17 protein-coding genes and 1 pseudogene are annotated in these 24216 nt (G+C 68.6%); 5 read left to right on the forward strand and 13 right to left on the reverse strand.

Going from position 1 to position 24216, the window contains the following annotated elements:
- Window positions 1-102 precede the first annotated feature (102 nt).
- The 6 genes from U0042_RS23070 to U0042_RS23095 all read right to left on the reverse strand — a co-directional run bounded on the left by U0042_RS23070 (window position 103) and on the right by U0042_RS23095 (window position 7878).
- Window positions 103-966: a polysaccharide deacetylase family protein gene (locus U0042_RS23070; protein WP_419150460.1), complete on the reverse strand. Its 864-nt coding sequence runs from the start codon at window positions 964-966 to the stop codon at window positions 103-105.
- Window positions 963-3527 carry an MMPL family transporter gene (locus U0042_RS23075; RefSeq protein ID WP_114808966.1) on the reverse strand — a complete coding sequence of 855 codons (2565 nt, stop codon included), beginning with the start codon at window positions 3525-3527 and terminating at the stop codon, window positions 963-965. Before U0042_RS23075 ends, U0042_RS23070 begins: the two co-directional genes overlap by 4 nt.
- Window positions 3527-4285 (reverse strand): outer membrane lipoprotein carrier protein LolA, encoded by a 759-nt coding sequence (locus U0042_RS23080; protein WP_419150461.1) that lies wholly within the window; start codon window positions 4283-4285, stop codon window positions 3527-3529. The genes U0042_RS23075 and U0042_RS23080 overlap by 1 nt, the downstream gene beginning before the upstream one ends.
- 3 nt (window positions 4286-4288) lie before the next feature.
- Window positions 4289-5275, reverse strand: coding sequence for an acyl-CoA synthetase (locus U0042_RS23085; protein WP_114808965.1), 987 nt, complete (start codon window positions 5273-5275; stop codon window positions 4289-4291).
- Window positions 5272-7074, reverse strand: a complete 1803-nt coding sequence (locus U0042_RS23090) for an AMP-binding protein (protein ID WP_114808964.1) — start codon at window positions 7072-7074, stop codon at window positions 5272-5274. Before U0042_RS23090 ends, U0042_RS23085 begins: the two co-directional genes overlap by 4 nt.
- Window positions 7075-7200: 126 nt before the next feature.
- Window positions 7201-7878 carry a hypothetical protein gene (locus U0042_RS23095; RefSeq protein ID WP_419150535.1) on the reverse strand — a complete coding sequence of 226 codons (678 nt, stop codon included), beginning with the start codon at window positions 7876-7878 and terminating at the stop codon, window positions 7201-7203.
- Between the two features lie 746 nt (window positions 7879-8624).
- On the opposite strand from U0042_RS23095, the pseudogene U0042_RS23100 reads away from it, so the two are divergent.
- The 3 genes and pseudogenes from U0042_RS23100 to U0042_RS23110 all read left to right on the forward strand — a co-directional run.
- Window positions 8625-8900 (forward strand): annotated as a pseudogene (locus tag U0042_RS23100) (phosphopantetheine-binding protein); the annotation flags it as partial.
- A 36-nt stretch (window positions 8901-8936) separates the two neighbouring features.
- Entirely contained in the window at window positions 8937-9722 is a 786-nt protein-coding gene (locus U0042_RS23105; RefSeq protein ID WP_114808963.1) for a glycosyltransferase family 2 protein, read from the forward strand.
- A gap of 38 nt (window positions 9723-9760) precedes the next feature.
- Window positions 9761-10516 (forward strand): SAM hydrolase/SAM-dependent halogenase family protein, encoded by a 756-nt coding sequence (locus U0042_RS23110; RefSeq protein WP_232833201.1) that lies wholly within the window; start codon window positions 9761-9763, stop codon window positions 10514-10516.
- A gap of 49 nt (window positions 10517-10565) precedes the next feature.
- Here the strand turns inward: U0042_RS23110 and galE are convergent, their stop codons facing one another.
- The 4 genes from galE to U0042_RS23130 all read right to left on the reverse strand — a co-directional run bounded on the left by galE (window position 10566) and on the right by U0042_RS23130 (window position 15061).
- Window positions 10566-11600 (reverse strand): UDP-glucose 4-epimerase GalE, encoded by a 1035-nt coding sequence (gene galE / locus U0042_RS23115; RefSeq protein ID WP_114808962.1) that lies wholly within the window; start codon window positions 11598-11600, stop codon window positions 10566-10568.
- 12 nt (window positions 11601-11612) lie between these two features.
- A complete protein-coding gene (locus U0042_RS23120; protein ID WP_232833200.1) occupies window positions 11613-12827 on the reverse strand; it encodes a glycosyltransferase family 4 protein in 1215 nt (404 codons plus the stop codon).
- A 138-nt stretch (window positions 12828-12965) separates the two neighbouring features.
- Window positions 12966-13802, reverse strand: a complete 837-nt coding sequence (locus U0042_RS23125; protein ID WP_114808961.1) for a glycosyltransferase — start codon at window positions 13800-13802, stop codon at window positions 12966-12968.
- Entirely contained in the window at window positions 13799-15061 is a 1263-nt protein-coding gene (locus U0042_RS23130; RefSeq protein ID WP_114808960.1) for an oligosaccharide flippase family protein, read from the reverse strand. The genes U0042_RS23125 and U0042_RS23130 overlap by 4 nt, the downstream gene beginning before the upstream one ends.
- A 298-nt stretch (window positions 15062-15359) precedes the next feature.
- Between U0042_RS23130 and U0042_RS23135 the strand changes: the two genes are divergently transcribed.
- Window positions 15360-16754, forward strand: coding sequence for a phosphomannomutase/phosphoglucomutase (locus U0042_RS23135; RefSeq protein WP_114809468.1), 1395 nt, complete (start codon window positions 15360-15362; stop codon window positions 16752-16754).
- A gap of 177 nt (window positions 16755-16931) precedes the next feature.
- Here the strand turns inward: U0042_RS23135 and U0042_RS23140 are convergent, their stop codons facing one another.
- The 3 genes from U0042_RS23140 to bcsA are packed head-to-tail and all read right to left on the reverse strand — an operon-like array spanning window position 16932 to window position 22844.
- Window positions 16932-19121, reverse strand: a complete 2190-nt coding sequence (locus U0042_RS23140; RefSeq protein ID WP_114808959.1) for a tetratricopeptide repeat protein — start codon at window positions 19119-19121, stop codon at window positions 16932-16934.
- Window positions 19118-20737, reverse strand: coding sequence for a hypothetical protein (locus tag U0042_RS23145; RefSeq protein WP_114808958.1), 1620 nt, complete (start codon window positions 20735-20737; stop codon window positions 19118-19120). The genes U0042_RS23140 and U0042_RS23145 overlap by 4 nt, the downstream gene beginning before the upstream one ends.
- Window positions 20730-22844 (reverse strand): UDP-forming cellulose synthase catalytic subunit, encoded by a 2115-nt coding sequence (gene bcsA / locus U0042_RS23150; RefSeq protein WP_157977770.1) that lies wholly within the window; start codon window positions 22842-22844, stop codon window positions 20730-20732. Before bcsA ends, U0042_RS23145 begins: the two co-directional genes overlap by 8 nt.
- 302 nt (window positions 22845-23146) lie before the next feature.
- Here bcsA and waaC point away from each other — a divergent pair, with 302 nt between their 5' ends.
- The gene (waaC, locus tag U0042_RS23155; protein ID WP_114808956.1) at window positions 23147-24148 is read left to right on the forward strand and encodes a lipopolysaccharide heptosyltransferase I; all 1002 of its coding nucleotides are present in this window, start codon (window positions 23147-23149) and stop codon (window positions 24146-24148) included.
- The last annotated feature ends 68 nt before the right edge of the window (window positions 24149-24216 follow it).

Raw genomic sequence — 24216 nt, forward strand, 5'->3', positions numbered from 1 at the left:
TCCGGCGTGCAATGCGGCAGGAGCGGGCGCCGGCCTGCTGGGCCGCGAGCGCGACAATGGTAGCAAAGGGCCTGGCCGGCGCGGTCGGGGGCGTCCTGCTCTTCATGGCCGCGCCTCCATCGTTGCTAATGCCGCCCGCAGCGTCATGCAGCGCAGCTGCGCCGCTGCCGCGGCTTCCAGCACCTTCGGCAGCACGTCGAGTACGACCGGCCGGCCGTGCGCATCGCGCGCCGCGTGGCCGTCGTGCACGAGCAGGATGTCGCCGGCCGCGAGACCGTCGAGCAGTCGGTGCGCGACACGCGCGGCGTCGTTCGCGCGGGTGTCGAAGCCGCGCCGCGTCCAGCTTGCGAGATGCAGGCCCAGCGCGCACAGCGCAGGTTCGAGAAACGGATTGCGCAGCCCCGCGGGCGCGCGGAAAAAAAGCGGCGGCGTGCCGGTGATGTCGGCGAGCGTCGTTTGCGCGGCCGCTATCTCGCGTCGCATTGCAGCGGGCCCCAGCAGCGAGAAGCGGTGCAGATGACGCTGGCTGTGATTTTCCACGGCGTGGCCGCGCGCGACGATCGCCTCCACGCACTTCGGGTAGCGGCGCGCCTCGTCGCCGATGCAGAAGAACGTGGCGCGGGCGCCGTAGCGGTCCAGCACGTCGAGCACGCGCGGCGTGACCTCGGGGTGCGGACCGTCGTCGATGGTGAGGGCGATGTTATTGCCGGCACTCGCGGGCAGGCGCCGCCAGTTCGGACCGAGCAGCGCGCTGCGGGGCCAGAGGCCCGCCGCGGTCAGCGCGAGGTGCGATGCCATGACGCTGCCGAGCGCCCACGGCCACGTGGCGGGCACCGCGCCCACCGCCGTGGCCGCCATGGCATGCAGCCCGGCCGTGCCGGCGATGAACGGCGAGGGCCGCCAGCGACGCGCACGCAACGGCATGGCGGCGGACATGACGGGCGGCACGCGCGTTTCCATGGTCATCGCGCTTCTCCGGCGGGAACGGCGTGCGTCGCGTGCGCGGCGCGCAGCATGCCGGCCGGTGCCAGCATTGCCGAAAACACGAGCGCGAGCACGGCGCCCGGGCCCACCGTGAGACCGAATGCCCGGAGCAGCGGCACATGGGCGAAAGCGAGCAGGCCGAAGCCCGCCACGGTGGAGAGATTCGCGACCAGCAGCGACACCAGCGTGACGGGAGCCATGCGTGCGTCGTCGCCGCTGCGCTGCTGCATGTTGAAGAAGAGCGCGTAGTTGGAACCCACCGCGACGATCAGCAACATGCCGATCAGATGCAGGATGGTAAGCGCCACGCCCGCCAGCGCGAGCGCCGCGCTCACCACGAGCACGGCGGCCGCGAGCGGCGCGAGCGTGCGCACCACGCGCAGCGGCGAGCGCAGCGCGACGAGCAGCAGGACCACGATCGCGGCGAAGCCCGCGAGCGAGAGGCGCAGGTCCTCGCCCACGTAGTTCACGTAGAGGCGATCGGCCTCGGATTTCAGATCCACGAAGAGCGCGCCGGGCACGTGGGCGCGCGCCACCGCGGCGCTGACGCGCCCGGCATCGAGACTCGGTTCGTCGGCACGCGGGTGCGGTGCGGCGCCCGCGGTGTGGGTCGCGCTTTGGCTCGTTGGTGCTCGCAGGGCGAGCATCGCTCGCCAGGTGTTGCCGTCGTGGGTGAGCAAGGCTTCCACCGCGAGCGCCATCGACGTGCCTCGCAAGTCGTCGCGCGTGAGCAGGCCGCCGTTGCGCGCGGCCTCAACGTCGGCGATGAACGGCGCGAACACCTGCGGCTTGACGTGTACCGGTTGATCGTCGACAGCTGTGCGCATGCGTTCGGCAAGCACGTCCGCGGCGGGCAGGCTCGCGAGGCGCGCGCGCTGCGTGGCCTCGCTCGGCAGATACCGCGCGGGGCTCTCGTAGCCCGCAATCACGCCCGCGTCCACCAGCGGCTGCAACTGCGCGCCCACCTTCTCCGCGCCTTCGAGCACGGCCTCCTCGCTCGCGCCCGCGATCACCACGAGATAGCGAACGTCGGGCGCGCCCATGTCGGCGCGCAGGCTCGCATCGAGCGCCTGGCTTTGCGGCGACACGGGGCTCAATGCCGCGAGCTCGTGGCTCCAGAGCTGTCCGCGATGCGCGACCAGCACCGCGACGGCGGCCACCGTGAGCACCGCCACGAGCCAGCGCAGCCGCGAGGCCGCCTGAGCGACCTGCGCGAGCACGGCACCGGCCCGCGAAACGTCGCGTATGGCGTGACGTGCCCCGCGCAGATGCGGCAGCACGTAGCGCGTGACGAGCGCCGCCGTGGCGAGCCCCGCAATCGAATAGAGCCCGAGTTGCACGAGCCCCGGAAAACCCGAGAACAGCATCGACGCAAACCCGCACACCGAGGTCAGCACGCCGAGCCGCACGACGGGCCAGTAACGCGCGGTCCATTGGCGCAAGGCGTCTTCGCGGCTGACGTGCGGGCCTGAATCCGCGCCCGGTTCCGCTCGCGACGACTGCACGAACAGGTAGATCGAATAGTCCACGGCCTCGCCGATCAGCGTCGTGCCGAAGCCGAGCGTGAGCCCATGCACGGTATGGAAGACGACGCTCACCGCGGCGATGCCGGCCGCCACACCGCACAGCACGGGCAACAGGCCGAGCGCGAGCGTGAGCGGCGAACGGTAGAGCACGAGCAGCAGCGCCGCGATCAGCACGAGGCTGGCCACCGAAAGACGCTCCACGTCGTGGCGGATGTTGTCGCGCGTCTCGACGGAGAACACGCCGGTGCCGGTCATGACGAGGCGGCAGGGCGAGGCCGCCGTGCCTTGCGTGGCGGCGTCGAACGCGTGCCGGACGGCGGCGATGGCGCGCGCCTCGCCGTCGGTGTCCGAGCCGGCGGCGCGCGTCTGCACGAGCAGCAGCGCGCGCTGGCCGTCGCGCGAGGCCCACACGCCGTCCTGTACGGCGGGCTGCTGGCCGCTTGCGAGCTGCTCGGCGAAGGCGGTGGTTTCTCCCGTGGGATCGCGCGGCAAGAGCGCCTTCGTGAGCAGCCCCGCGGACGAACTGAGCAGATCGAGACTGTCGCCGAGCGCGCGATGCAGGCCGTCCGCCGAAAAGCGTTCGGGCGTTACCGTTGGACTCAGCAGGTAGCGATGCTCGAAAACGAAGCGCTGGTCGCTTGCCTCGTTCACGGGCTCGCCGTTGTTGACGGCCGCGAACTGCGGGTCGCTGCGCAGCGTCGCCGCCATGCGGCGCGAGAGCGCGGCGCGCGTGGCCGCGTCGCCGCCTTCGATGCCGACAAGGATCAGCCGCGACACGAGCCCCTCGCGCAACTGCTCGACGAGCACCTGTTGCCGCGCGTCGGGCGAGCGCGGCAGGAACGCGGACAGGTCGGCGGTGAACTGCGCCCGGGCGATGGCCACGCCGCACGCGACGAGAAACAGCAGCCACAGCCACACGGCGAGCGGCAGGCGGCCGCGGCGGGGCGGCGGTTGCCGTGGCTCGCCTGGCGGCAGCGGTTGCGACTTGCTTGCCTCGTGCGATGTGGCGGCGGCCATCAAGGCGCTCCGGCGTTTTGCAGCCGCATCAGCGAACGGTCGCCGTCGGCCTGCTGGATCGCCACGCTGTGCAGCATGTCGCGCGTGCCGCGCAGCGTGATCTCGCTCACGTTCTTGCGCATGCGCGAGTCGAGCGGCGTGAGCGTGAGCGTCCAGCCGTCGCCTTCGCCCGCGACGGCCACCTTGTAGACCTGCTCCAGCGCGTAGCGGTTGCCGGCCAGCGTGGCGCGAATGCTTTCGATGAACGCGGCCAGCTCCGGGTACTGCGCGAGCGCGAGCGTATAGCGATGGTCGTTGCGCGCGACCGTGAGCTTGTCGCCGTCCACGACGAGGTCTTCGGGCTTCGGGCTCAGCGTACGTTTTTCGAGGTGATCGGGCGCGGTGAAACTGAGTTCGCCCGACGAGACCACGGGTTGGTCCGCGATGGCCAGGTACTTCGTTTCGGTGAAGGTGGCGCGGCCCGACTTCTTCTGCGCGAGCGTGGCCATCAGCCGGTCGAGCGTCCACGCGGACGATGCCGGCGCTGCGAACGATGCGGGTCGTGCGTCGGTGTGCATCGCGGTGTTCGCAGCGGGCGCGGCCTGCGCGGTGATAGACGGCGCATCGGCACTTGCTGCCGGCGCTTGCGCGGCGCGTGCTTCGTTGCACGCGCAAAGCCCGATTGCGCCTATCGCACCCATCGCGCCTGCGCTAACGAGCGCGAGCTTGACGAAGGCGGGCACCACGGCACCACGAAAGCGGTTACGGAAAACCATCATGCGTCAGCTGTCCCTCATGGAGTTGCCGAGATCCGGATGATGCGCGAGCGGCCCGCGTGCGCACGGCGTGTCGCGACGGCGTTGCGCGCCTGTCTGCCAGAAGTCGAAGAAGTTGAACCAGTTGTAGGGCGCCTCGCGGCAGTAGCGCTCGATCAGCGCGACGTAGCGCGCGAGCGCCGCCTGAACCTCGGCCTCGCGTGCGCCGCGCGGCGTGTTCGTGAAGTCCGCGAGCATCTCGAAGTGGATGTCGTAGCGGTTGCCGCCGCGGTACAGGCCCGTCATGAAGATGACCGGCCGCCTCAACATGGCGGCCATGCGCAGCGGTCCGAGCGGAAACGCGGCGGGCGCGCCGAGGAAGTCGAACGACTGCACGGCGTCGCCGCCGTCGCGCAGCAGCGTGCGGTCCGCGAGCATGCCGATCATGCTGCCCGTGTCGAGATACGCGCGCACCTTCAGCATCGAATCGATCTGCCCGAGCGGGATGACGTCCTGCTTCGCCGCCGGGTTCACAGTGGCGAGAATCGCGTTGATGTGCCGCGCGTTTTCCTCGTACATCGTGATGGCGACGCGCAGGCTGGGCCGCGAGCGGCCGATCGTGCGGCACACCTCGAAGCTGCCCAGGTGCGCGCCCATCAGGAACGCGCCGCGGCCTTCGGCGTGCGCGGCGCCCACGAGCGTCTGGTCGTGCAGACGCAGATCGAACAGATCGAAGCGGCCGTTGAGCAGATAGATGCGGTCGTGGACGGTGGAGGCGAAGGTCCAGACGTGCCGCCACACGTCGCGCCAGCGTGCCGGGCGACCCAGCACGCGTGCGAGGTAGGCGCGCGAGGCGCGGCACACGTCGGGCGAGAACGCGAGGAAATACGCGGTGATCGGCACGAGCAGCACGCGGCTCAGTCGCCGGCCCAGGTTCAACGACACCCACGTCATGGCGCGCAGCAGCTTGAGGTTGCTGCGCTCTTCGCGTTGGGCCCAGTCGCTGCGGATCATGAGCCCTCCTCGCGACGCGGCGTGGGTGCGCTTGCCGCTAACGCACCGCTCGCCACGACGCGACCGCTTGCCGACACGGTGAAGCGCACCGCGCCGCTCGCCGCGATGTCGTAACGCACGTCGAGCTGTTCGTCGGGCGACGCCGAACTGGGGAACTTGGCCGAACTGAGACGGTAGGCGTCGAGCGGACGGTTCAGCGCCGCGCCGATGGCCGTGAGCGCACGATCGAGCAGCACGACGCCCGGCACGATGGGCCGGCCGGGAAAGTGGCCGGGCAGCGCGGGGTGATCGGCGGGGATCGTGAAGGTGAGCGGTGCGACCGGCTCGTGCTGCGTCTGGTGACTAGGCTGAGTGTGGCGGTGCGCTTGTGCGTTCTGCTGCGTCTGGGTGCGATCGCGCACGTGGGCATGGGCATGCGCTTCGATCAGCGCGCTCAGCGCCGCCTGCGTCAGCTTGCCGTTCGCATCGCGCGGCAGCGCCTCGACGAATACGAGTGGGCGCGGCATGAAGGCAGCGTCGATACGCTCGCGCAGCGCGCGCTGCACCTCCGCTGCCGCGAGTCGCGGCGCCACGACGAACGCCATGAGCCGCGTCGCGAGGTGCGGGTTCAGCGCGTCGGGTGCGCTTGCTGCCGGGCTTTCGTCGGGCATGACGAACACGCCGTCGGCCACGCCTGCAATCGCGTTGAGCTGGTGATTCAGGTACGCGAGCGAGGTGCGCTTGCCCGCGATGTTGACGAGATCCGCCTTGCGTCCGTGCAGCAGGAAGTGCGTGTCGTCGAGCGGTTCGAGCGCGTCGCCCATCGCGACCGGTGGTTCGACGTGGGCGCCGTGGACTTCGTACACGATGCCGTCTTCGTGCGTTGCGCTCGTCTCTTTCGCGCGCAGCTGCACGCCGGGCAGCAGGTGCCAGGCGGTCTCGTGTGCCGTGCGGCGCGTGGCGATCTGGCCGGTCTCCGTGCTGCCGTAGATCTCCGCAAGCGGCATGTCGAACTGCGCTTGCGCCGCACGCGCGAGTTCGGGTGCAAGCGGCGCCGTGGCGGAAAGCGCGAGCGCGACGGGCGGCAGCGTGTGGCCCGCCAGCGTGAGCGCGCGCAGATGCACGGGCGACGTGACGAGCACGCGCGGTGCGGGCACGGCGGCGAGTTCGCGCGCGATGTCGGCGGGATAGAAGGGCCGCGCGTGGCTGAAGGCGAGGCCGTTCACGAGCGCGAGCAGTACCGTGGTCTCGAAGCCGTACATGTGCTGCGCCGGCACGGTGCCGACGAGCGTGCAAGGCGCGCCGTCGAGCAATCCCAGCCGCGCCGCGGACGCGCGGAGGCAGGCCACCAGCGCGCCCCAGCGTTTGCTGTGCGGCACCGGCGTGCCGGTGGAACCGGACGTGAACAGATACGCCACGGTTTGCGCGGCGTCGATCTGCGGCACGTCGAATGTGGCGTCTGCGGTGGCGTGGTCGGAGGCCGTCTGTTCGGGAAAGCGGAACGGCGGCAGGTCGACCGCGCAGTCGTCGCTGTCGTGCAGGCAGAAGGTGTCCGGCGCGAACGCCAGCAGCTCGCGCACGGCGGCCGGCGTATGCGAGGGCGGCAGCACGCTGATCCTGCCCGCGACCATCGCGGCGCACAGGCCCACGGCGAAGCGGTAGCGGTCGGTGCACTGGTTGAAGACGTGCCTGCCCGCCGGCAACGCGACGGCCAGCCGCCGCACGTCCGCGAGGAACGTGCGCACGGAACACGGCGCGCCGTCGCGCCACGCGATCGTCTGATCGGGCGACGTGTGGAACACCAGAGGAAGGCTCGACATGACTCTGCGGCTATTCGGTAAAGGTGACGACTCGATACGACGACGATGACAACGCCCGCGGCCGGCGGCGCCATGCGAGGCGCGGCGACGGCGTGCGCCGGCATCGTCTGTTCGCGCGCGCCGCGCTCATTGCGCGCGCTCCGGCATGGCGTGACCTCTCGCGCCTCTCGCCTCGCTCGCCTCGCGATAGGCGCGCAGGCTCGCAAGCAGGCCCGCTTGCGGCTCGTGCGGCAGCACGATGCGCCGGCATGCGTATTCGACGACGAACATCGCGCCGGCGAGCGGCAACGTCAGATAGTTGGCGAACGTGGACCACGTGAGCGGCGACACCGTCGCGAACAGCAACGTGGACACGCTCGCCATCGCGATGAAGAAGAGCGTCCACGCCAGGGTGATGGTGCGCGTGTAGCGCGCGACCGCGGGCGGAAGCGGGCCTTGCATCATCGTCGCGAACTGCGTGCACAGCGGCGTGTGTCCTTCGACGAGCGTGCGGCCGAACATGAACGCCATCGCCAGATTGAAGCTTGCATGCTCGAGCCAGGCGCCCCATTCGAAGTGCCGCGCGAGCGGTTCGCGCGCGGCCCACAGCGCGGCGCAGACCGCGATCCAGAGCGCGAGCCATACCGTGCGCCGCGGCGCACGCAGCGCGGCGCCGAGCGTGGCGGCCAGCACCGGGGCGAGCACGAGCGCGAGTCCGAGGCCGCCCATGCCCGGCGTGGCTGCCGCGTAGTGCGTGCCGATCTGACACGCCATCAACGCCACGACAACGACGATGCCGCTGCCGGCGCGAGCGAGGGGAGCGATGCGAGCAAGGCGGGCGAGGGCACTCACGTGGCGGCTCCTGTGCGTGTGACGCAGCGCGCGCAACGAGCCCGCGGCGTAGCGTCGGCATCGCGAGCATGACGCGCGCCCGAACAGCGGGACCCGGGATGACCGGAAGGTGCCGAAAGCCCCGAAAGTCCTGAAAGCGGCGAAAGGTTCGTCAAGGTGTGCTGCATATCCGGCGTCGTGCCCGGGTGAGGCGGCGCGCTCCTGTCTCGTTTCGTCACATGAATGGCCTTGCTGGGCCAGGTCTTTCATATCGGCGCGTTGGGTGCGATACGGTGCGGTACGCGCGTTTGGCTTGATATGGTGCCGGAAAGGCCCACAGCCTGGCGTAACGTTTTGCAAGCGGTTTCGCAGGCGGTTTACCGCTCTGCAGCGGTTTGTAACCGATTGTTCGGCGGCATCCCCGGCCGCCGGGGCGCGCGCCATTCTAGCCTAACGTCTGCTTGCGGGCCCACCCCGCACAGGCCGTGGCTTTGCCCTCGGCGGCGGTGCCTTTCTGTCCCCTTTCCATCGCTTACCCGAGAGCGACGCCGTACGGTCTGTAACCCTTTCTTCTGTACGCCGCGCGAGCCGATCGTCTAGAATCGCCGGGCTAACAATCTCATATCAGGCGGGCAACCAGACCGGTCCGGCAGGAGGATGGAACGCACGCCGGAGCGCCGGGCCAAGCCCAGGCGCCGGGTTATGCGCTCCGTCGCGCTGCGACCTCTCGCCGTGAACGCCCGCAGGCAACGACGATGAACCCACTCGAAGCAGAACTGGCCGCGCAGATCATCCGCGACCTGAATCTCGAAGACGTGCAGCCCGACAGCGTGACGGCGGACACACCGCTTTATGGCGAAGGGCTCGGGCTCGACTCCATCGACATTCTCGAAATCGCGCTGATGATCTCGAAGAAATACGGCTTCGAGCTTCGCTCGGACAATCCCGACAATCAGAAGATCTTCGCCTCCATCGGCTCGCTCGCGGCCTACGTGGCGGCGAACCGCACACGCTGAGCGCACGGCGTTGCAGGTCCCAGCGGGCGGCTTTCCATGTTCACGACTCAGGCATCGTCCACACATCTCGTTCTGATCCCGAGCTACAACCCGGGCACGCGGGTGGACGACACCGTGCGCCACGCGCGCGAGAACTGGAACCCGGTATGGGTCGTGGTGGACGGCAGCACCGACGGCAGCACGGCGCGCCTTCAAGCCATGGCCGGGCGCGATCCGGGCCTGCGCGTGATCGTCCTGCCTGCCAATCGCGGCAAAGGTGCCGCCGTGCTGGCGGGGCTCGACGAAGCCGCCGCGTACGGCTTCACGCACGTGCTCACGATGGACTCCGACGGCCAGCATCCCGCGCATCTCATTCGCACCTTCATGGCGGCGTCGCAGGCCGACCCCGGCGCGATGGTGCTCGGTTTGCCGCAATTCGGCCCCGAGGCGCCGCGCGAGCGCGTGTACTGGCGGCGTCTCTCGAATCTCTGCGCGAACCTGGAAACGCTGTGGGCCGGTATCGGCGATTCGCTCTACGGTTTTCGCGTGTATCCCATCGCGCCGCTGCGCACGATCATGCACGGCCACGGCTGGATGCGCCGCTTCGACTTCGACCCGGAAGTGGCCGTGCGTCTGTGCTGGGAGGGCGTGCGGCCGGTGCGCATCGCGTCGCCCGTGCGCTATTTCGGGCCGGGCGAGGGCGGCGTATCGCACTTCAACTATCTGCGCGACAACGTGCTGCTCACGTGGATGCACCTGCGCCTGCTCGCGCAGTGCGTGCCGCGGCTGCCGAAGCTGATCGCCATGCGGTGGCAGGAGCATTGCTCGACGGCGAAGTCTTGACGTCCTCGAGTGCCGGCGCGCGACAAGGAGTCTGAACGATGATGATTGCGCTCTTCACGGACTTCGGTGCCGACGACATCTACGTCGGCCAGATGAAGGCCGCGCTTTTGACGCACGCCGCCCGCGAGGGCCGTGATGTGGGCATTGTCGACGTGCTGCACCGCGTGCCCGACTACGACGCGCGCGGCGCCGCGCATCTGCTCGCCGCTTTGCACGGCGCGTATCCCGACGGAACGGTGTTTCTTTCGGTGGTGGACCCGGGCGTGGGCAGCGAACGCGAGCCCGTTGTCGTCATGACGCAGATGGACGGCAAGACGCAATGGTTCGTCGGCCCCGACAACGGTTTGCTCTCCGTGATTGCCGCGCGCGCTTCGCATGCCCGGACCTATCGCATCACGTGGCGTCCCGCCGGGCTGTCGGCCTCCTTTCATGGGCGCGATCTCTTTGCGCCCGTGGCCGCGTGGCTCGCGAGCGGCGAGGTGCCCGCGGGCACGCTCGAAGAAACCAGCGGATTGCAGGTCCGGCTCGATGCGGGCGACCTGGCCGAGATCGTCTACGTCGATCACTACGGCAACGCGCTGACGGGTCTGCGTGCCGACGCCGTTGCAGACGATGCGCGGCTGCGCGTGGCGCAGGTGGAACTCACGCGAGCCCGCGTGTTTTCGGACGTGCCGGAAGGGCAGGCCTTCTGGTACGTGAACTCGATCGGGCTCGTGGAGATTGCCGTGAATCGCGGCAGTGCCGCGGCGCAGCTCGGGCTGCGGCCGGGGCACGTGGTTCAGGTGCTGGCCTGAGCCTGAACGGCGGTCAGTTCGACGCTCGGTTCGCCGCTCAGTCCGGCACTCAGGCCGCGAAGCCGCGCGGATTGCGCTCCTGCCAGCGCCAATGATCGGCGCACATGCGGTCGATACCGAACTGCGCTTTCCAGCCCAGGATTTTTTCGGCCGCGGCCGGATTCGCGTAGCACTGCGCCACGTCGCCGGGGCGGCGCGCCACGATCTCGTAGGGCACCGGGCGGCCCGAGGCCTTCTCGAACGCCTTCACCACGTCGAGCACGCTGTAGCCCTGGCCCGTGCCGAGGTTCACGACGAAGCTCGCATCGCGCGCGGTCAATGCATCGAGTGCCGCGAGGTGCCCGCGCGCAAGATCCACCACGTGGATGTAGTCGCGCACGCCAGTGCCGTCGGGCGTGTCGTAGTCGTTGCCGAATACGCGCAACCGTTCGAGCTTGCCGACGGCAACCTGCGCCACGTACGGCATCAGGTTGTTCGGAATGCCCGCCGGGTCTTCGCCGATCAAGCCGCTCTCATGCGCGCCCACGGGATTGAAATAGCGCAGCGTCGCGATGCGCCACGACGGGTCCGACACTTCGACGTCGCGCAGAATCTGCTCCGCAATCAGCTTCGACTGCCCATACGGATTCGTGGCCGAAAGCGGAAACGATTCGTCAATGGGCGAGCTTTCCGGCACGCCGTACACCGTGGCCGACGAGCTGAACACGAACTGCTTCACGTTGCGCTGACGCATGACGTCGAGCAGCACGAGCAGGCTGTCGATGTTGTTGCGGTAGTACTCGATCGGCTTCGCCACCGATTCGCCCACGGCCTTCAGCGCCGCGAAGTGGATCGCGCCCGTCACGGGGTGGGCGTCGAACACGCGTTGCAGCGCGGCTTCGTCGCGCACGTCGGCCTCGTAGAACGCGACGGCCTTGCCGGTGATCTGTTCGACGCGCGCCAGCGACTCGCGGCTGCTGTTCACGAGGTTGTCGACCACGACCACGTCGTAGCCGCCTTGCAGCAGTTCCACGCACGTATGCGAACCGATGTACCCCGCACCGCCCGTCACGAGGATGGTGCCCTTCGCCTTCGTTGTTGCCATGCTCAGCTCCAGTTAGAGTGAAACGCCCGTGAGTTGACGCACCAGGTCTTTGTATCGTTCGACGACCACGCGTTCGTCGAATTCCGCCGCGACTTTCTGCCGGCCGCGTTCGCCCATCGCGCGGCGCGCGTCAATGTCGAGTTCGATCATCTGCGCGAGCCGCGCCGCGAGGCTCGCTGCGTTGCGCGCCTCGCAGAGGAATCCGTTGACGCCTTCGGCCACCACTTCGCGGCAGCCGGGCACATCTGTCGCCACGATGGGGCGGCCCATGGCGCCGGCTTCCATCAGTGTGCGCGGCACGCCTTCGCGATACGAAGGCAGCACCACGCAGTCGGCGGCGGCGATGTGGGGCCGCACGTCGTGCGCTTCGCCCAGGTATTCGATCACGCCTTCGCGCTGCCACGCCGCTACTTCCTCGTGCGTGATGGCGCTCGGGTTATCCACGCCCGCCGGCCCGAGCAGCTGGAAGCGCGCATGCGGATAGCGCGCCTTCAATTGCCGCGCCGCTTCCACGTACTCGCCCACGCCCTTGTCCCAGAGCAGCCGCCCGATCAGCACGAACACGAAATCGTCGCGCGCGGCGAGCGGCGTGTACGCGAACTGGTCGAGGTCCACGCCTTCGCCATGCAAGAGCCGCGCGCGCTCCGGATGCACGAGCAGGTTGCGTTCGACGAACGCGGCCTTGTCGTCGCGGTTCAGGAACCACACCTCGCGCGGAAAACGGAACGCGAAGCGGTAGAGCTTGCGCGCGATCTGCGCGGCGCGGCTCTCCTGAATGAAGACGTAGCCCAGCCCCGTCGTCACGGCCACCGACGGCACGCCTGCCAGCTTCGCCGCGATTGAACCATAGATATTGGGCTTGATCGTGTAATGGAACACGACGTCGGGCCGAATGGTCCGGTAATGGCGATAGAGCGCGACGAGCGTGCGCAGGTCGTGGAGCGGATTGGTGCCCTTCGAGGCCACCGGCAACTCGATGCAGCGGCAGCCCATGGCGGCGAGCGGCTCGAAGGTGCGGTCGCGCGGCGCGAGCACGATGAGTTCGACGCCGGCCGCCACGAGCGTGCGGATCAGCCCTTGCCGGTAGGTGTAGATGGCCCACGCGGTGTTGCAGACGAGCGCGATGCAGAGCTTCGCTGCGGCCGTGCGCTCGCCTGCGCCCGCCGGGCGCGCCGCGGCGCTGCCGGACGCGTGCGCGGCCGTCGAAGAGTCAGATGCAGGTTTCATGCAGAAGTGAATCCACAGACGGATGCACGAAAGAACGCACAAAATGCGCGGGAAAAAAAGCAGAAAAAAATCGCCGGGTGCGGATGCGTCGCAAACGAGCCGCTGACGAGCCTCCGGGGCCCGCGCGCTTCCACACCCTCAACCGCCCGCGCGCGGAGCATACAGTACACGCTTTACCCGTTGCAGCATTCCGTACGGTGTGACGAAGTGCAACAGGTTCTTCGCGAGGCCGAGCCAGTCGTAGGGGTTGGCGGCGTTGAAGTAGCGCAGTTGCAGCTTGAGCGTGGAGACGATCTGCCGCCGCCGCTTCGTCGCGCTGATGCCGCCTTCGTTGATCTCGTAGAAGAGGCCCTGCTCCGGCAGGTTCGCGCAGTCGTAACGCTCCATGAGCCGCAGGAACAGGTCGAGGTCTTCGGCCGCGCGATAGGCCACGCGATAGTTGCCCACGGCCTGCACCGCGTCGATGCGAAGCATCATCGACGGATGCACGAAAGGCGAGCGCACGAAGCGCAGGCGGCGAATCGCGGCGGGGTCTGCGGGCGGGCTCAGCATGAAGAGCGGCGCGCCGGTGCGCGTTACCACCTGGGCCCACATGCCCAGCGCCGCGACGCCGGCATGCGCTTCCAGGTAGGCGCGTTGCTTCGCGAGCCGGCCCGGCACCGTGAGGTCGCCCGCGTCGATGCGCGCCGCGTAGCGAAAGCCGCGTGCGGCGAGCGCGTCGATGCCCGCCTTCAGCGCGCGTTCGATGCCGCCGTTCTGCGGCATGCGCAGAATTTCCACGTTCATGCCCGTGAGTTGCGGCGCGACGATGGGCGGCGTGCTGCCGTCGTCCACGATCAGCACGTGGATGGGCGCGTCTTCGGCGAAGGAGGCGAGCGTGCGTTCCACGTCGGCCTGACCGTTGAAGGCGGGCATCAGTACGGCGACGTCGTCGAGCGCGCCCGGCACGGTGGAGTTCGTGCTTGCGTTCGTCATGGGCGCAGCCTGAAGCGAAGGTAGTAGAAGTTGACGGAAGCCGCCGCGAGATAGCCCGCGGCGAGTCCAAGCAGCGCGCCGTAGGCGCCGAACCGTGCGATGGCGCCGAGATTCACGGCGAACGCCACGGCGAGCGCGAGCAGCCACTTGGCGAGCAGCACGAATTTCGCCTGGTACTTGAGCACGACGAGATTGCCGATGGCCTCGATGCCGGCCGGCACCGAAAGCCACACGGCCCAACGGAAGATCGACGTGGCCTCTTCGTAGCCCGGCCCGAACACGTGCGAAATGATGAAGCCCGCGAGCAGATCGAGCACGAGCGCACCCGCAAGCATCAGCAGCGCCGTGAGACCGAAGAGCCGCCACATGTTCCGGCGCAGTTGGGCGACGTCCTGCACGCGATAGACGAATGCGGGCGCGATGGTCTGCGCGAGCATCAGCGCGAGCGCGATCCAGTTTTCGTTCAACTGCTGCGCGGCGGAGTAGCGGCCGAGATCCGCGAACGAGATGGCGCGTTCCAGCATGAGCCGGTCGAGCTTCAGGAACAGGTACATGCAGATGAGGCCGAGCCAGAACACCGTGCCCGCCGTCGCGAAATGGCGGAAGAGCCCGCGGTCGACATGCCAGCCGAGTCGCCCGCCGTGGCGATGGCGGTAGTACGCGAGCAGCACGGCGCCGATCGCGACGGATTCGAGCGCCCAGAGCCAGCCGAAGCGCGCCGGCCCGGCGGCCGCGCGCACGAGCAACCAGACGAGGGCGGCTTTCGCGATGGCCGTCACCATGCTCGTCAGAAGCTGCGGACGGCTGAACGTCATGCTCTGCAGCCACGCATTGATGACACCGATGAACGGCTCGCGAAACAGCATCGTCACGGCGAGGCCCGCGAGCATGGCGCCGACGAGCGGGTCCGTCGCGCCGGCCGCGATGCCGGCCCACGTGAGCACGAGGGCAAGTGCGGAAACAGACAGACGCAGGGCGAAGGCGCTGCCAATAACGGTACCGAGCTGCGCAGGCGGGCGGGCCACGATGGTGGGCACGAGAATTTCGGCGCCGCACACCCAGGTGAGCGGCGCGAGCACGAGCAGCAGCGTGTTGGCGTACTGCCATTTGCCGAACACGTCGGGGCCGAAATAGCGCGCGAGCACACCGCTGATAACGATGGCCACGGCGATCTGCGTGACGCGTTCGAGCCCGAGCCAGACGATGTTGGCGAATGCCCGCGCGACGTCGGGATTCGCGAAGCCTCTCACCTTCAGCATGACTTCATGCGCATGACTTCATGCATAAAGCGCCGGCGGCCCGCTGGATCTGCGCGGCACGCGTCGAGTCGTGAGACCGGTCGGTCGTGCGGTGCAGCAACTTTATGGGACAAAGGCGTCTAAGCATTTAAAATGGCGGGAACAATGAGCCGGCTTATCGAAAAGCCGCCATTATAAGTTGGAACTGATCCGCCTCCGGACAGGGCGCAACGGGAAGGCCAAGGGATTCACGCAGGGTTGAAGCCGTGTGCATCCGCACGCGCAGTTCCGATTTTCCATCGCACAAGAGAGCTCATTCATGATTTCCCAATCCATCTTCAAGGCTTACGACATTCGCGGCGTGATCGGCAAGACGCTCGACGCCGACGCGGCGCGCTCCATCGGCCGCGCCTTCGGCAGCGAAGTGCGCGCGCAGGGCGGCGATGCGGTGGTGGTGGCACGCGACGGCCGTCTGTCCGGTCCCGAACTGATCGCGGCGCTTTCCGACGGACTGCGCGCGGCGGGCGTGGATGTGGTGAACGTCGGCATGGTGCCCACGCCCGTGGGCTACTTCGCGGCGAGTGTGCCGCTGGCGCTCGCGGGCGGCGAGCGGCGCGTGGATTCGTGCATCGTCGTGACGGGCAGCCACAATCCGCCCGACTACAACGGCTTCAAGATGGTGCTGCGCGGCGCCGCCATCTACGGCGAGCAGATCCAGGCGCTCTACCGGCGCATCGTGGAAGGCCGCTTCGAGAGCGGCAACGGCATGTACGCGGACTACGACATTGCCGATGCCTACATCGAGCGCATCGTGAGCGACGTGAAGCTCGCGCGCCCCGTGAAGCTCGTGGTGGATACGGGCAACGGCGTGGCGGGCGGTCTCGCGCCGCGCCTCTTCAAGGCGCTCGGCTGCGAACTGGTGGAACTCTTTACCGAGATCGACGGCAACTTCCCGAACCACCATCCGGACCCGGCACACCCCGAAAACCTGCAGGATGTGATTCGCGCGCTGAAGGAAACGGACGCCGAGATCGGCTTCGCGTTCGACGGCGACGGCGACCGTCTGGGCGTGGTCACGAAAGACGGCCAGATCATCTATCCGGACCGCCAGCTGATGCTGTTCGCCGAAGAAGTGCTCTCGCGCAACAAGGGCGCGCAGATCATCTACGACGTGAAGTGCACGCGCAATCTCGCGAAGTGGGTGCGCGCGAAGGGCGGCGAGCCGCTCATGTGGAAGACGGGCCACTCGCTCGTGAAGGCGAAGCTGCGGGAGACGGGCGCGCCGCTCGCGGGCGAAATGAGCGGCCACGTGTTCTTCAAGGACCGCTGGTACGGCTTCGACGACGGCCTGTACACGGGCGCGCGTCTGCTCGAAATTCTCGCGCGCGTGGCCGACCCGAGCGCGCTGCTCAATTCGCTGCCGAACTCGCACTCCACGCCGGAGCTGCAACTGAAACTGGAAGAAGGCGAGAACTTCGAACTTATCGCGAAGCTGCAAAAGAACGCGAGGTTCACGGGCGCCGACGACGTGATCACCATCGACGGCCTGCGCGTCGAGTATCCCGACGGCTTCGGCCTGGCGCGTTCGTCGAACACCACGCCCGTGGTGGTGATGCGCTTCGAGGCCGACAGCGACGCGGCGCTCGCGCGCATTCAGGACGACTTCCGGCGCGTGATTCTCGCCGAGAAGCCGGACGCGAAGCTGCCGTTCTGAGGCGGTTCGTTCCCGCTGTCTCTTTAGCCTTGCGCGCCTCGCTGCCCCAGGCGGGGCGCGCAACGGTTCACGATGGTTTCTTCACGGCGGCGCTTGCCGGTTTTGTCGCCCGGCGTCACGCCTCGTCGCGCATTCTGCTGAAGACCTGTCTTGCCGGCCGCGTGCCCGATGTCGCCGCTAAAACCCGCGCGGCGTGAAGAGGTCTGCGGCGCGCAGGTGCCCTCGCGGCTCGAACGGAATCTTGAGCCACGCGAACACGCTCACGTCGTGATAGCCCGGCGACGTGCGGTAGCCGATCCCCGTGCCCGCAATCAGCCATGGCGAGACGAGACCCGCCATCGTCGTGGTGTTCTCCCCGAATGCGCCCGACGCGCGCCCCGTGTAAAGCTCGCGCGTGGCGTACCCCACGCGTGCGCCCGTCTTGAACAGGAACCGTCCGCCTTCGTCGGACTGCGCGAAGAACACGAGCCCGGCCTCGCGGTTCGACTTCGGGCTCCAGTATCCGGCGTACGCGCCGCTGTACCGGTTGGCGTCGTAGCGGTACGAGCCGATGCGCACTTCCGGCCCGGCATTGAGCCAGCTCCAGCCGTTGAGCCGAAAGTCGCGCGTGAGCGAGAGGCTTGCAGCATAGAACGGATTGAACGGCGTGCCGCTCGCGGTGACGGCGCCGCCCGACAGCGTTTCGCCCACGTAAAAGGCACTTCTCGCAATCGACTGCCGCGCTGCGATTTCCACCGACGACGAGACGGCCGGCCCCGTGCCCGCACTGCCTTGATACGCGCGCAGCGAGTCGTAGACGCTGTCGCGGCTCGCGGCGATGCGCACGAACTCGTCCTCGCCTTCGGAGATACGCAGGTACTGGATTTTCGCGGGCACCTGCACGGGACCGTTGCCGGGCGCTTCGATGGCGGCGCCCGCCGTCAGCACCCCGTCGCCGATTTCGGTGCGCACGGTGGCGCCCAACTGCTTGCCCCACGCGTGCTGCACGCCGTTGTCGAGGCGCATCGCGGCGGCGTCGATCTGTACCGAGAGCGACGGCGTGGGCAGCAGCTTCACGGAGAGCTGCGGAATGGTCCAGATCGTGAGCTTGTCCTGACCCGGCGCGCCCGTTTTGCGGTCGAGCGTGAAGGCGGTCTGCACCGCGGGCTCTTCGGCTTCCGAAGGGTGGCCCGTGAGTGCGCGCGCCCTGTCGTAGAGGCCACGGTGTTCGTCGTGTTCCGCGAGCGTCTGGCGGGCCAGTCGCGATGCTGCCGACGACGGCTGCGCGGTGAGCCCGGACGTGCCGGACGTGCCGGCCGCAGCCGCGAGCGCGTCGAGGGTGCCGTAATCGCGGTTGGCCGACGCCGAATAGGCGAGGCCCTGGGCATATTCCTCGTTGTCCGGGGCTTCGGCATGAAGCTGCGCAAAGATCTGTTGGGCCTGCGCGGGGCGCCGGCTGTTCAGCATGGCCCAACCCGCCAGCGCGCGCGTGCCGGGTTCGTTCGCGTTGCCCGCCGCCTCGGCAAGCTTGAGCGCGGCATCGACCTGCGCGGCGTCGCCCGAGTCCTTCGCGAGCGAAAGCGCGATGAACGCGTGCAGGCGCCTGCCGTCGTGTGTGGTCAGGTCGCGCGAGGCGGCTTCCGCTTCCGCCAGCCGCTGCTGATGCATGAGCGCGACGGCGAGCCCCAGCTGTGCCGAAGACGTATCGCCGCCGCGCTTCACGGCCTCGCGGAACAACTGCTCGGCAGCGTGATCGTCATGGGCCCGGTCTTCGAGCCAGCCGGACACTTGGAGCGCCGAGGCATCGAGTTCGACGGACGGATCGGCGCGCAGCGCACGCGAGGCGGCGAGTGCGCTGTCGTAGTGGCCCGCTTCGTTTTCGGCATACAGGCGCTGCAGTCGTAGATCGTTGCGCACCTTGTGCAGCGACGGCGTGTCGAAGACCGGGTCCGCGAGCATGCGATCGACGTCGGCGCCCGGCAGCGCTTGGGCCGCACGCCATGCGGTGCCCGCGAGGGCGCCGGGATCCGAGCAGGTGTGCAGCAGCGCGAGGTAGGCCGCGTAGGCGTCGGCGGTGTTGCCTGCGGTGGCGAGGGCGTTCGCTTTGTCCCATTTCGCGGGCAGGTTCGTGCAGCCGGGCGTCGATGCTTGCGCTTCGTGATGCGCTTGTTTCGCGCCGCGCGCCCCGTGCTTCATAGGCGCATCAGCGGGCGCCCTGGCGGCGGGCGCGACGCGCGGCGCAGCCGATGGCGCGAGCCGCAACGTCTCCTGTGGCCGAGGCGCGTTGCCCCAACCGGCGGAGGCGTCGCTCGCCGTCGTCGCGGCCCATGTGTGCCCGTGCCACGAAAAGAGAATGCCCGCGGCTGTCGCAATGACCGTGCGATTCATGTCTTTTGTTTGAGAGGGGTATCCGGATGCGTGGACGGGCCGGCCTCGCCGAGGCGCCGCACGACCTGCGCCTTCAGCGCGAGGTTGACGAAGAGCCCGCACAGCACCAGCAGCGCCAGCAGCACGGGCCAGAACACGGCCGGATCGGCGAGCAGCAGTCGCAGCGCCGCGACGCGCGAGCGCTTCGCCGCTTCGAGCGGAATGGCCGACGCTTCGGCCGTGTCGAACAACACCGGCCCGCGGTTGAAGAGCGACCACGCAGCCGGCCCGCGCAACAGGTCGACGGACTGCTCCACCGAGGGCTCGTCGTTGCCGATGATCGCCACGAGGCGGTGCGGCCCCAGGTCGGCCGCCACCGACACCGCCTCGTGCGGACGCAGCGGCGGATACACGGGCAGGGCACTGCGCACGCGTCCGCTTACCGCGCTGTCTTGTGAGAACAGCAGATCGGCGCTCGCGATGCGGCCGGGGAACGCGAACGTGAAGTCGACGGGTACGCCCGTGTGGCGCGCGGCGATGGCCGCGAAGTTCATCGCCGCGCGCACGAGCGGGGCGTCGCCGGTCAGTGAAATGGCGCGGTGCGTTGGCGGTTCGTGAACGGCAATCGTGTTGTCGAGCGTGATGGCGTTGCCGGCGCCGTTAGCGTTGCCATTGCGCGCCGGGAACACGAAGGCCGGGTCGGCGAAGGCCTGGGCTGCGCGCAGGCAATCCGCGTCGCTCGTGCCCGAGAGCACCACGATCACCGACTTGCCGCCATTGGCCGGATAAAGGCCGATGAACGGGGCGCCGGACGGTCCGCCGATGGAAGCCACGACCGAAGCCGGCAACGAGTCCGCGAGTGCTTCGCGGGTACCGATGACGAGCACGTCGCCTGCGGCGGCCGCGTCGGGGTCGATGGCCCACGACGCCGGGTCGCGGCTTCCGTACCATGCGAGCTTCGTGTCCACGCCGTGCCACGCCACGCGCACATCGGCGTGCGGCATGCGGGCCGCGATGCCCTGCACGGCAAGCGCGGCGGCGCGCAGCCGTTCCGGCGAGGGCAATGCGCGCCGGCCGAAATCGAGCGTGACGGTGCGCGGCAGCAGGGCGCGCGCATCGAAGGCGAGGGGAATCTGCGCGAGCGTAGGCGTGGGGTTGGGCCGCAGCCCGGCGAAGTCGAGCGACACGGACGAACGCGCGTCATCCACGGGCGCTGCGGCGTTCTGCGCCGTTTGCCCATTGAGCGACGCGTCCGGCGTGTTGGGCGCAACGCGCGCCAGCTGGATGCTGTTGACGCCGGGCGAGAAGGCTGCCGGTGCGAGCGCGATGCGCTGTGGGCTTGCGCTCGCGTCCGTTCGTGCCGCAAGACGTCCGTTGACCCAGACGGCATATTGCGTGCCGGCCGCAGGCGCCGTGGCCGGCGCGACGTCGAGGTGCACGCCGCTCAGTATCTCGCGCGGCGACAGTTCCACCACGAGCGCATGAGCCGTGGCCGCGGGGCCGCTCGCGGGACGCAGTGCCTGGAACGGCCGCGTGACGGTCTGCGCGACCGCAGCGAGCGGCATCGCCGCCGCAACCGCCACCAGCATCGCGGCAAGCCGCGCGCCGAATCCGGCCCGAACGAGCCGGCTAACCATGGAAGCCCTTGCGGCCCACGTGCCGCGCGTGAGCGTGCGCGCCTCGCAGCGAAATGGCGAGCATGCCGAACAATGACTTCACGAGGTTGGGCGATGCCTCGCGCCGCTTCCATTGCCGCAGCCATCGTTCGCTGTCGCCGTAGGCAAGCACCACGGCGCCGCGCTCTTCTTCGGGCGAGCGCGGCGTGTAGAGCGCGACGTATTCGTGGGTGCCGGGGTTGATGGGCGCGAGCACACGGGCGGCGAGCAACCGGTTGCCGAAGCGCACGTCGAAGCGCGGCGGGACGGGCGCGCCCGTGGTGCGAAGGCGCAGGCCCAGCTCGTTCGCGTCCACGAGCGTGACGTGCTGCTCGCCGGCCTCGCTCACCACCGTAATGGGTTCCTCGATGTCGATGCGCGGGCGCGCCCGTCGCTGCGCCTTTTCGAACAGCACCCCCAGCGCGCCGAGCGACAGAAACAGGTTGAAGACGATCCACAGCAGGGCCGCGACGAGCACCGGCCGCTGCTGCGGCTCGAGGAAGACGCGCGCGAGCCCCCACGCGAGGCCCAGCACCGACCCGGCGAACATGACGTAGAACGGGGCGCGGAATTCGCTGATGAAGTCGGCGTTGCTTTGCTCGCCCTTGGGCGTCACGCTGAAGGTGGGCGCGTTGGGCCGCAGCAGGGCGGACACGAGCGGCGGCAGCATGTAGAACGCCTGAAGCGTTTCGTAGAGTTCCGAGGAAAAGATGCGGCGAAAGCGTCCGTTGAGCCGCTCGGCCGTGAGCAGCACGGCCACGAGATACGGCAGCGTATAACCGAGCAGACCGTCGGCACCGCCCGGATACATGTGCAGCTTGAAGACGATGCCGATGACAGGCACGGCAAACGTGATGAGCCGCGCGAACGGAAAGAACCAGAACAGGCTGATCGAGCAGTAGCAGAAGCGCTGCGCCGGCGAGAGCCCGCGCACGATCCACGGGTTCTGCTTCATGAGGATCTGCATCATGCCCACGCCCCAGCGGATGCGTTGCACGAGAAAGCCGGAGACCGTCTCGGGCTGCAAGCCCGCCACCATGGGGCGACTCAGGTAGATGGACTGCCAGCCGCGCTGGTGCAGTTTCACCGAGGTCGAGGCGTCTTCGGTGATGGAGTCTGTCGAGAAGCCGCCCACTTCCTCGAGCGCCGTGCGCCGCACCAGCGCGCCCGAGCCGCAGAAGAATGAGGTGTTCCAGGTGTCGAGCCCCGGCTGCACCGCGCGGTAGAACAGGTCGTTCTCGGCGGGCATTTCGTTGAAGAGGCCCAGGTTCTTTTCGAGCGGATCGGGGTTCGTGAAGAAGTGCGGCGTCTGCACGAGCGCGACCTTGGCGCTATCGACGAAGAAGCCCACGGTGCAGCGCAAAAAGTCGCGCGTGGGCACGTGGTCGGCATCGAGTATGGCGATGAGGTCGCCCGAGGTGTTGCGCATCGCCGCATTGAGGTTGCCGCTCTTCGCGTGCTCGTTGGAATCGCGCGTGAGGTACACGGCGCCATGCTTTTCGCAGAGCGCCCGCAACTGCGTGGCGCGCATGGCGAGCGCCTCGCGCTGTTCGGCTGTCTTCGCCGTCTTCGAGCGTGGGAAGCCGTCGTCGAGCACGTGCACGCGAAAGCGGCTCTTCGGGTAGTCGAGCTCGATTGCGCCGCACACGGTGGGCGCCACGACCGGAATTGGTTCAGAGTACGTAGGAATGTAGATGTCGACGAACGGCAGGGCGGCTTCGTCCTCGGGCAGCGGCGGCGGCCGGCGCACGAGCGGACGCGCGGCGACGAAGTAGCCCAGCAGCACCACGCCCATGCAGTAGACTTCGGCGCCGAGCAGCGCCCCGGCCGCGAGGCGCGAGGCCAGGTCGCCGTGAACCGGAAACGACTGGAAGCGCCAGGCGATATAGCGGATCACCAGAAAGCCGGTGAAGACAAGCAGCACCGGCCGCGTAGCCGGCTTGCGAACGACGACGAGCACCGCGAAGAGCCCGAGGAACAACACCGCCTGCATTCTGGGCTCGGGCAGACCCACGGACAGCACGGCAAGCGCCGCGAGGCACGCGAGGAGCAGGAGCGAGGTGGCGGCGTAGAGCTTGTGCGTCGTCATCGATAGAGCCCGGAACCTGTTGAGCCTAAGAATAGGCGCTGATCGCCGCGCGCGCCATCGGCCTTTGGGCCATTCCTTGCCGTTCCTTGCATGCTGTGTGCCCTCCGTGCGCATGCCGCCAGCTTGCGGTTCGCCCGCCGCCTCCCGTTGACCTCGATCAGAAGAAACGGCAAGAAGCGGCGCCTCGCCAGCGCGGCTTCTTGCGGTTTTCCGGGGCGCCGCCGCCTTGCCGCGATAAAATTGCGGACCTTATCCGTTTGGCATGGGCGGCAAGAGCGCCGCCTTCAATTCCCTGGACCCCCTTGAGTGCGCAAAAGATATTGATCGTGCGCGTGTCGTCGCTGGGCGACGTCGTGCACAACATGCCGGCCGTGACCGACATCCTGCGCCGCCATCCCGGTGCGCAGATCGACTGGCTCGTGGAAGAGAGCTTCGCTGATCTCGTCCAGCTCGTGAGCGGCGTGCGCCGTGCGATTCCGTTTTCGCTGCGCCGCTGGCGCAAGCGTCTGTTCTCCGCGGCGAACTGGCGCGAGATCGGCGCGTTTCGCCGCGCGCTCGCGGCCGAAAAGTACGACCTCGTGATCGACTGCCAAGGGCTCATCAAGACAGCGTGGGTGGCAAGCTGGGCGCGCGGGCCGCTCGTGGGCCTCGGCAATCGCACGGATGGCGCCGGCTACGAATGGCCGGTGCGCTTCTTCTACGACCAGCGCGTGCCGATCGAAGCGCGCACGCACGTCGTGGAGCGCACGCGTCAACTGGTGGCCGCGGCGCTGGGCGACCCGAAGCCCCAGCCCACCGACGAGATCGACTTCGGCCTCGACACGCGGCGCGCGGCGCTCGCCATCGCGCAGCTTGGTCTGAACCTTCCTGTTCCTTACGTCGTGTTCGTCCACGCTACGTCGCGTGAGGACAAGCAATGGCCCGAGGCGTCGTGGATCGAGCTGGGCCAGGCGCTGGTGCGCCGCGGTGCGTCGCTCGTGCTGCCGTGGGGCAGCGAGGCCGAGCGGGCCACGAGCGAGCGGCTCGCGCAGATTTTCGGCGCCGCGGCCATCGTGCCGCCGAAGCTCTCGTTGCCTGCGGTGGTCGGGTTGATCGACGGCGCGGCGGCGACGGTGGGCGTGGACACGGGCCTCGTGCACATTGCCGCGGCGCTGAAGCGGCCAACGGTCGAGTTGTACAATTTCGCGACCGCCTGGCGCACGGGCGGCTACTGGTCGCCGAATGTCGTGAATCTCGGTACGGCAGGGCGACCGCCGACGCTGCAGGAAGTGAAGGCAGCGCTCGCCGGCTTCGGGCTGCTGTAACTGCGCCGCACGCCGCAACGTGCGGCCACACCACGGCAGCGCTACCCGGACCCATCCTGAATGCCGGT

The sequence above is a fragment of the Paraburkholderia kururiensis genome (assembly GCF_034424375.1).
Classification (GTDB): Bacteria; Pseudomonadota; Gammaproteobacteria; order Burkholderiales; family Burkholderiaceae; genus Paraburkholderia; species Paraburkholderia kururiensis_A.

Bases quoted from the DNA above. Each gene is read 5' to 3' on its own strand.
- U0042_RS23070 (WP_419150460.1), bottom strand. From the start codon at position 966: ATGACCATGGAAACGCGCGTGCCGCCCGTCATGTCCGCCGCCATGCCG.
- U0042_RS23145 (WP_114808958.1), bottom strand. From the start codon at position 20,737: ATGGTTAGCCGGCTCGTTCGGGCCGGATTCGGCGCGCGGCTTGCCGCG.
- U0042_RS23090 (WP_114808964.1), bottom strand. From the start codon at position 7,074: ATGTCGAGCCTTCCTCTGGTGTTCCACACGTCGCCCGATCAGACGATC.
- U0042_RS23085 (WP_114808965.1), bottom strand. From the start codon at position 5,275: ATGATCCGCAGCGACTGGGCCCAACGCGAAGAGCGCAGCAACCTCAAG.
- bcsA (WP_157977770.1), bottom strand. From the start codon at position 22,844: ATGACGACGCACAAGCTCTACGCCGCCACCTCGCTCCTGCTCCTCGCG.
- U0042_RS23080 (WP_419150461.1), bottom strand. From the start codon at position 4,285: ATGATGGTTTTCCGTAACCGCTTTCGTGGTGCCGTGGTGCCCGCCTTC.
- U0042_RS23140 (WP_114808959.1), bottom strand. From the start codon at position 19,121: ATGAATCGCACGGTCATTGCGACAGCCGCGGGCATTCTCTTTTCGTGG.
- U0042_RS23075 (WP_114808966.1), bottom strand. From the start codon at position 3,527: ATGGCCGCCGCCACATCGCACGAGGCAAGCAAGTCGCAACCGCTGCCG.
- U0042_RS23105 (WP_114808963.1), top strand. From the start codon at position 8,937: ATGTTCACGACTCAGGCATCGTCCACACATCTCGTTCTGATCCCGAGC.
- U0042_RS23110 (WP_232833201.1), top strand. From the start codon at position 9,761: ATGATGATTGCGCTCTTCACGGACTTCGGTGCCGACGACATCTACGTC.
- U0042_RS23125 (WP_114808961.1), bottom strand. From the start codon at position 13,802: ATGACGAACGCAAGCACGAACTCCACCGTGCCGGGCGCGCTCGACGAC.
- U0042_RS23120 (WP_232833200.1), bottom strand. From the start codon at position 12,827: ATGAAACCTGCATCTGACTCTTCGACGGCCGCGCACGCGTCCGGCAGC.
- U0042_RS23130 (WP_114808960.1), bottom strand. From the start codon at position 15,061: ATGCTGAAGGTGAGAGGCTTCGCGAATCCCGACGTCGCGCGGGCATTC.
- galE (WP_114808962.1), bottom strand. From the start codon at position 11,600: ATGGCAACAACGAAGGCGAAGGGCACCATCCTCGTGACGGGCGGTGCG.
- U0042_RS23135 (WP_114809468.1), top strand. From the start codon at position 15,360: ATGATTTCCCAATCCATCTTCAAGGCTTACGACATTCGCGGCGTGATC.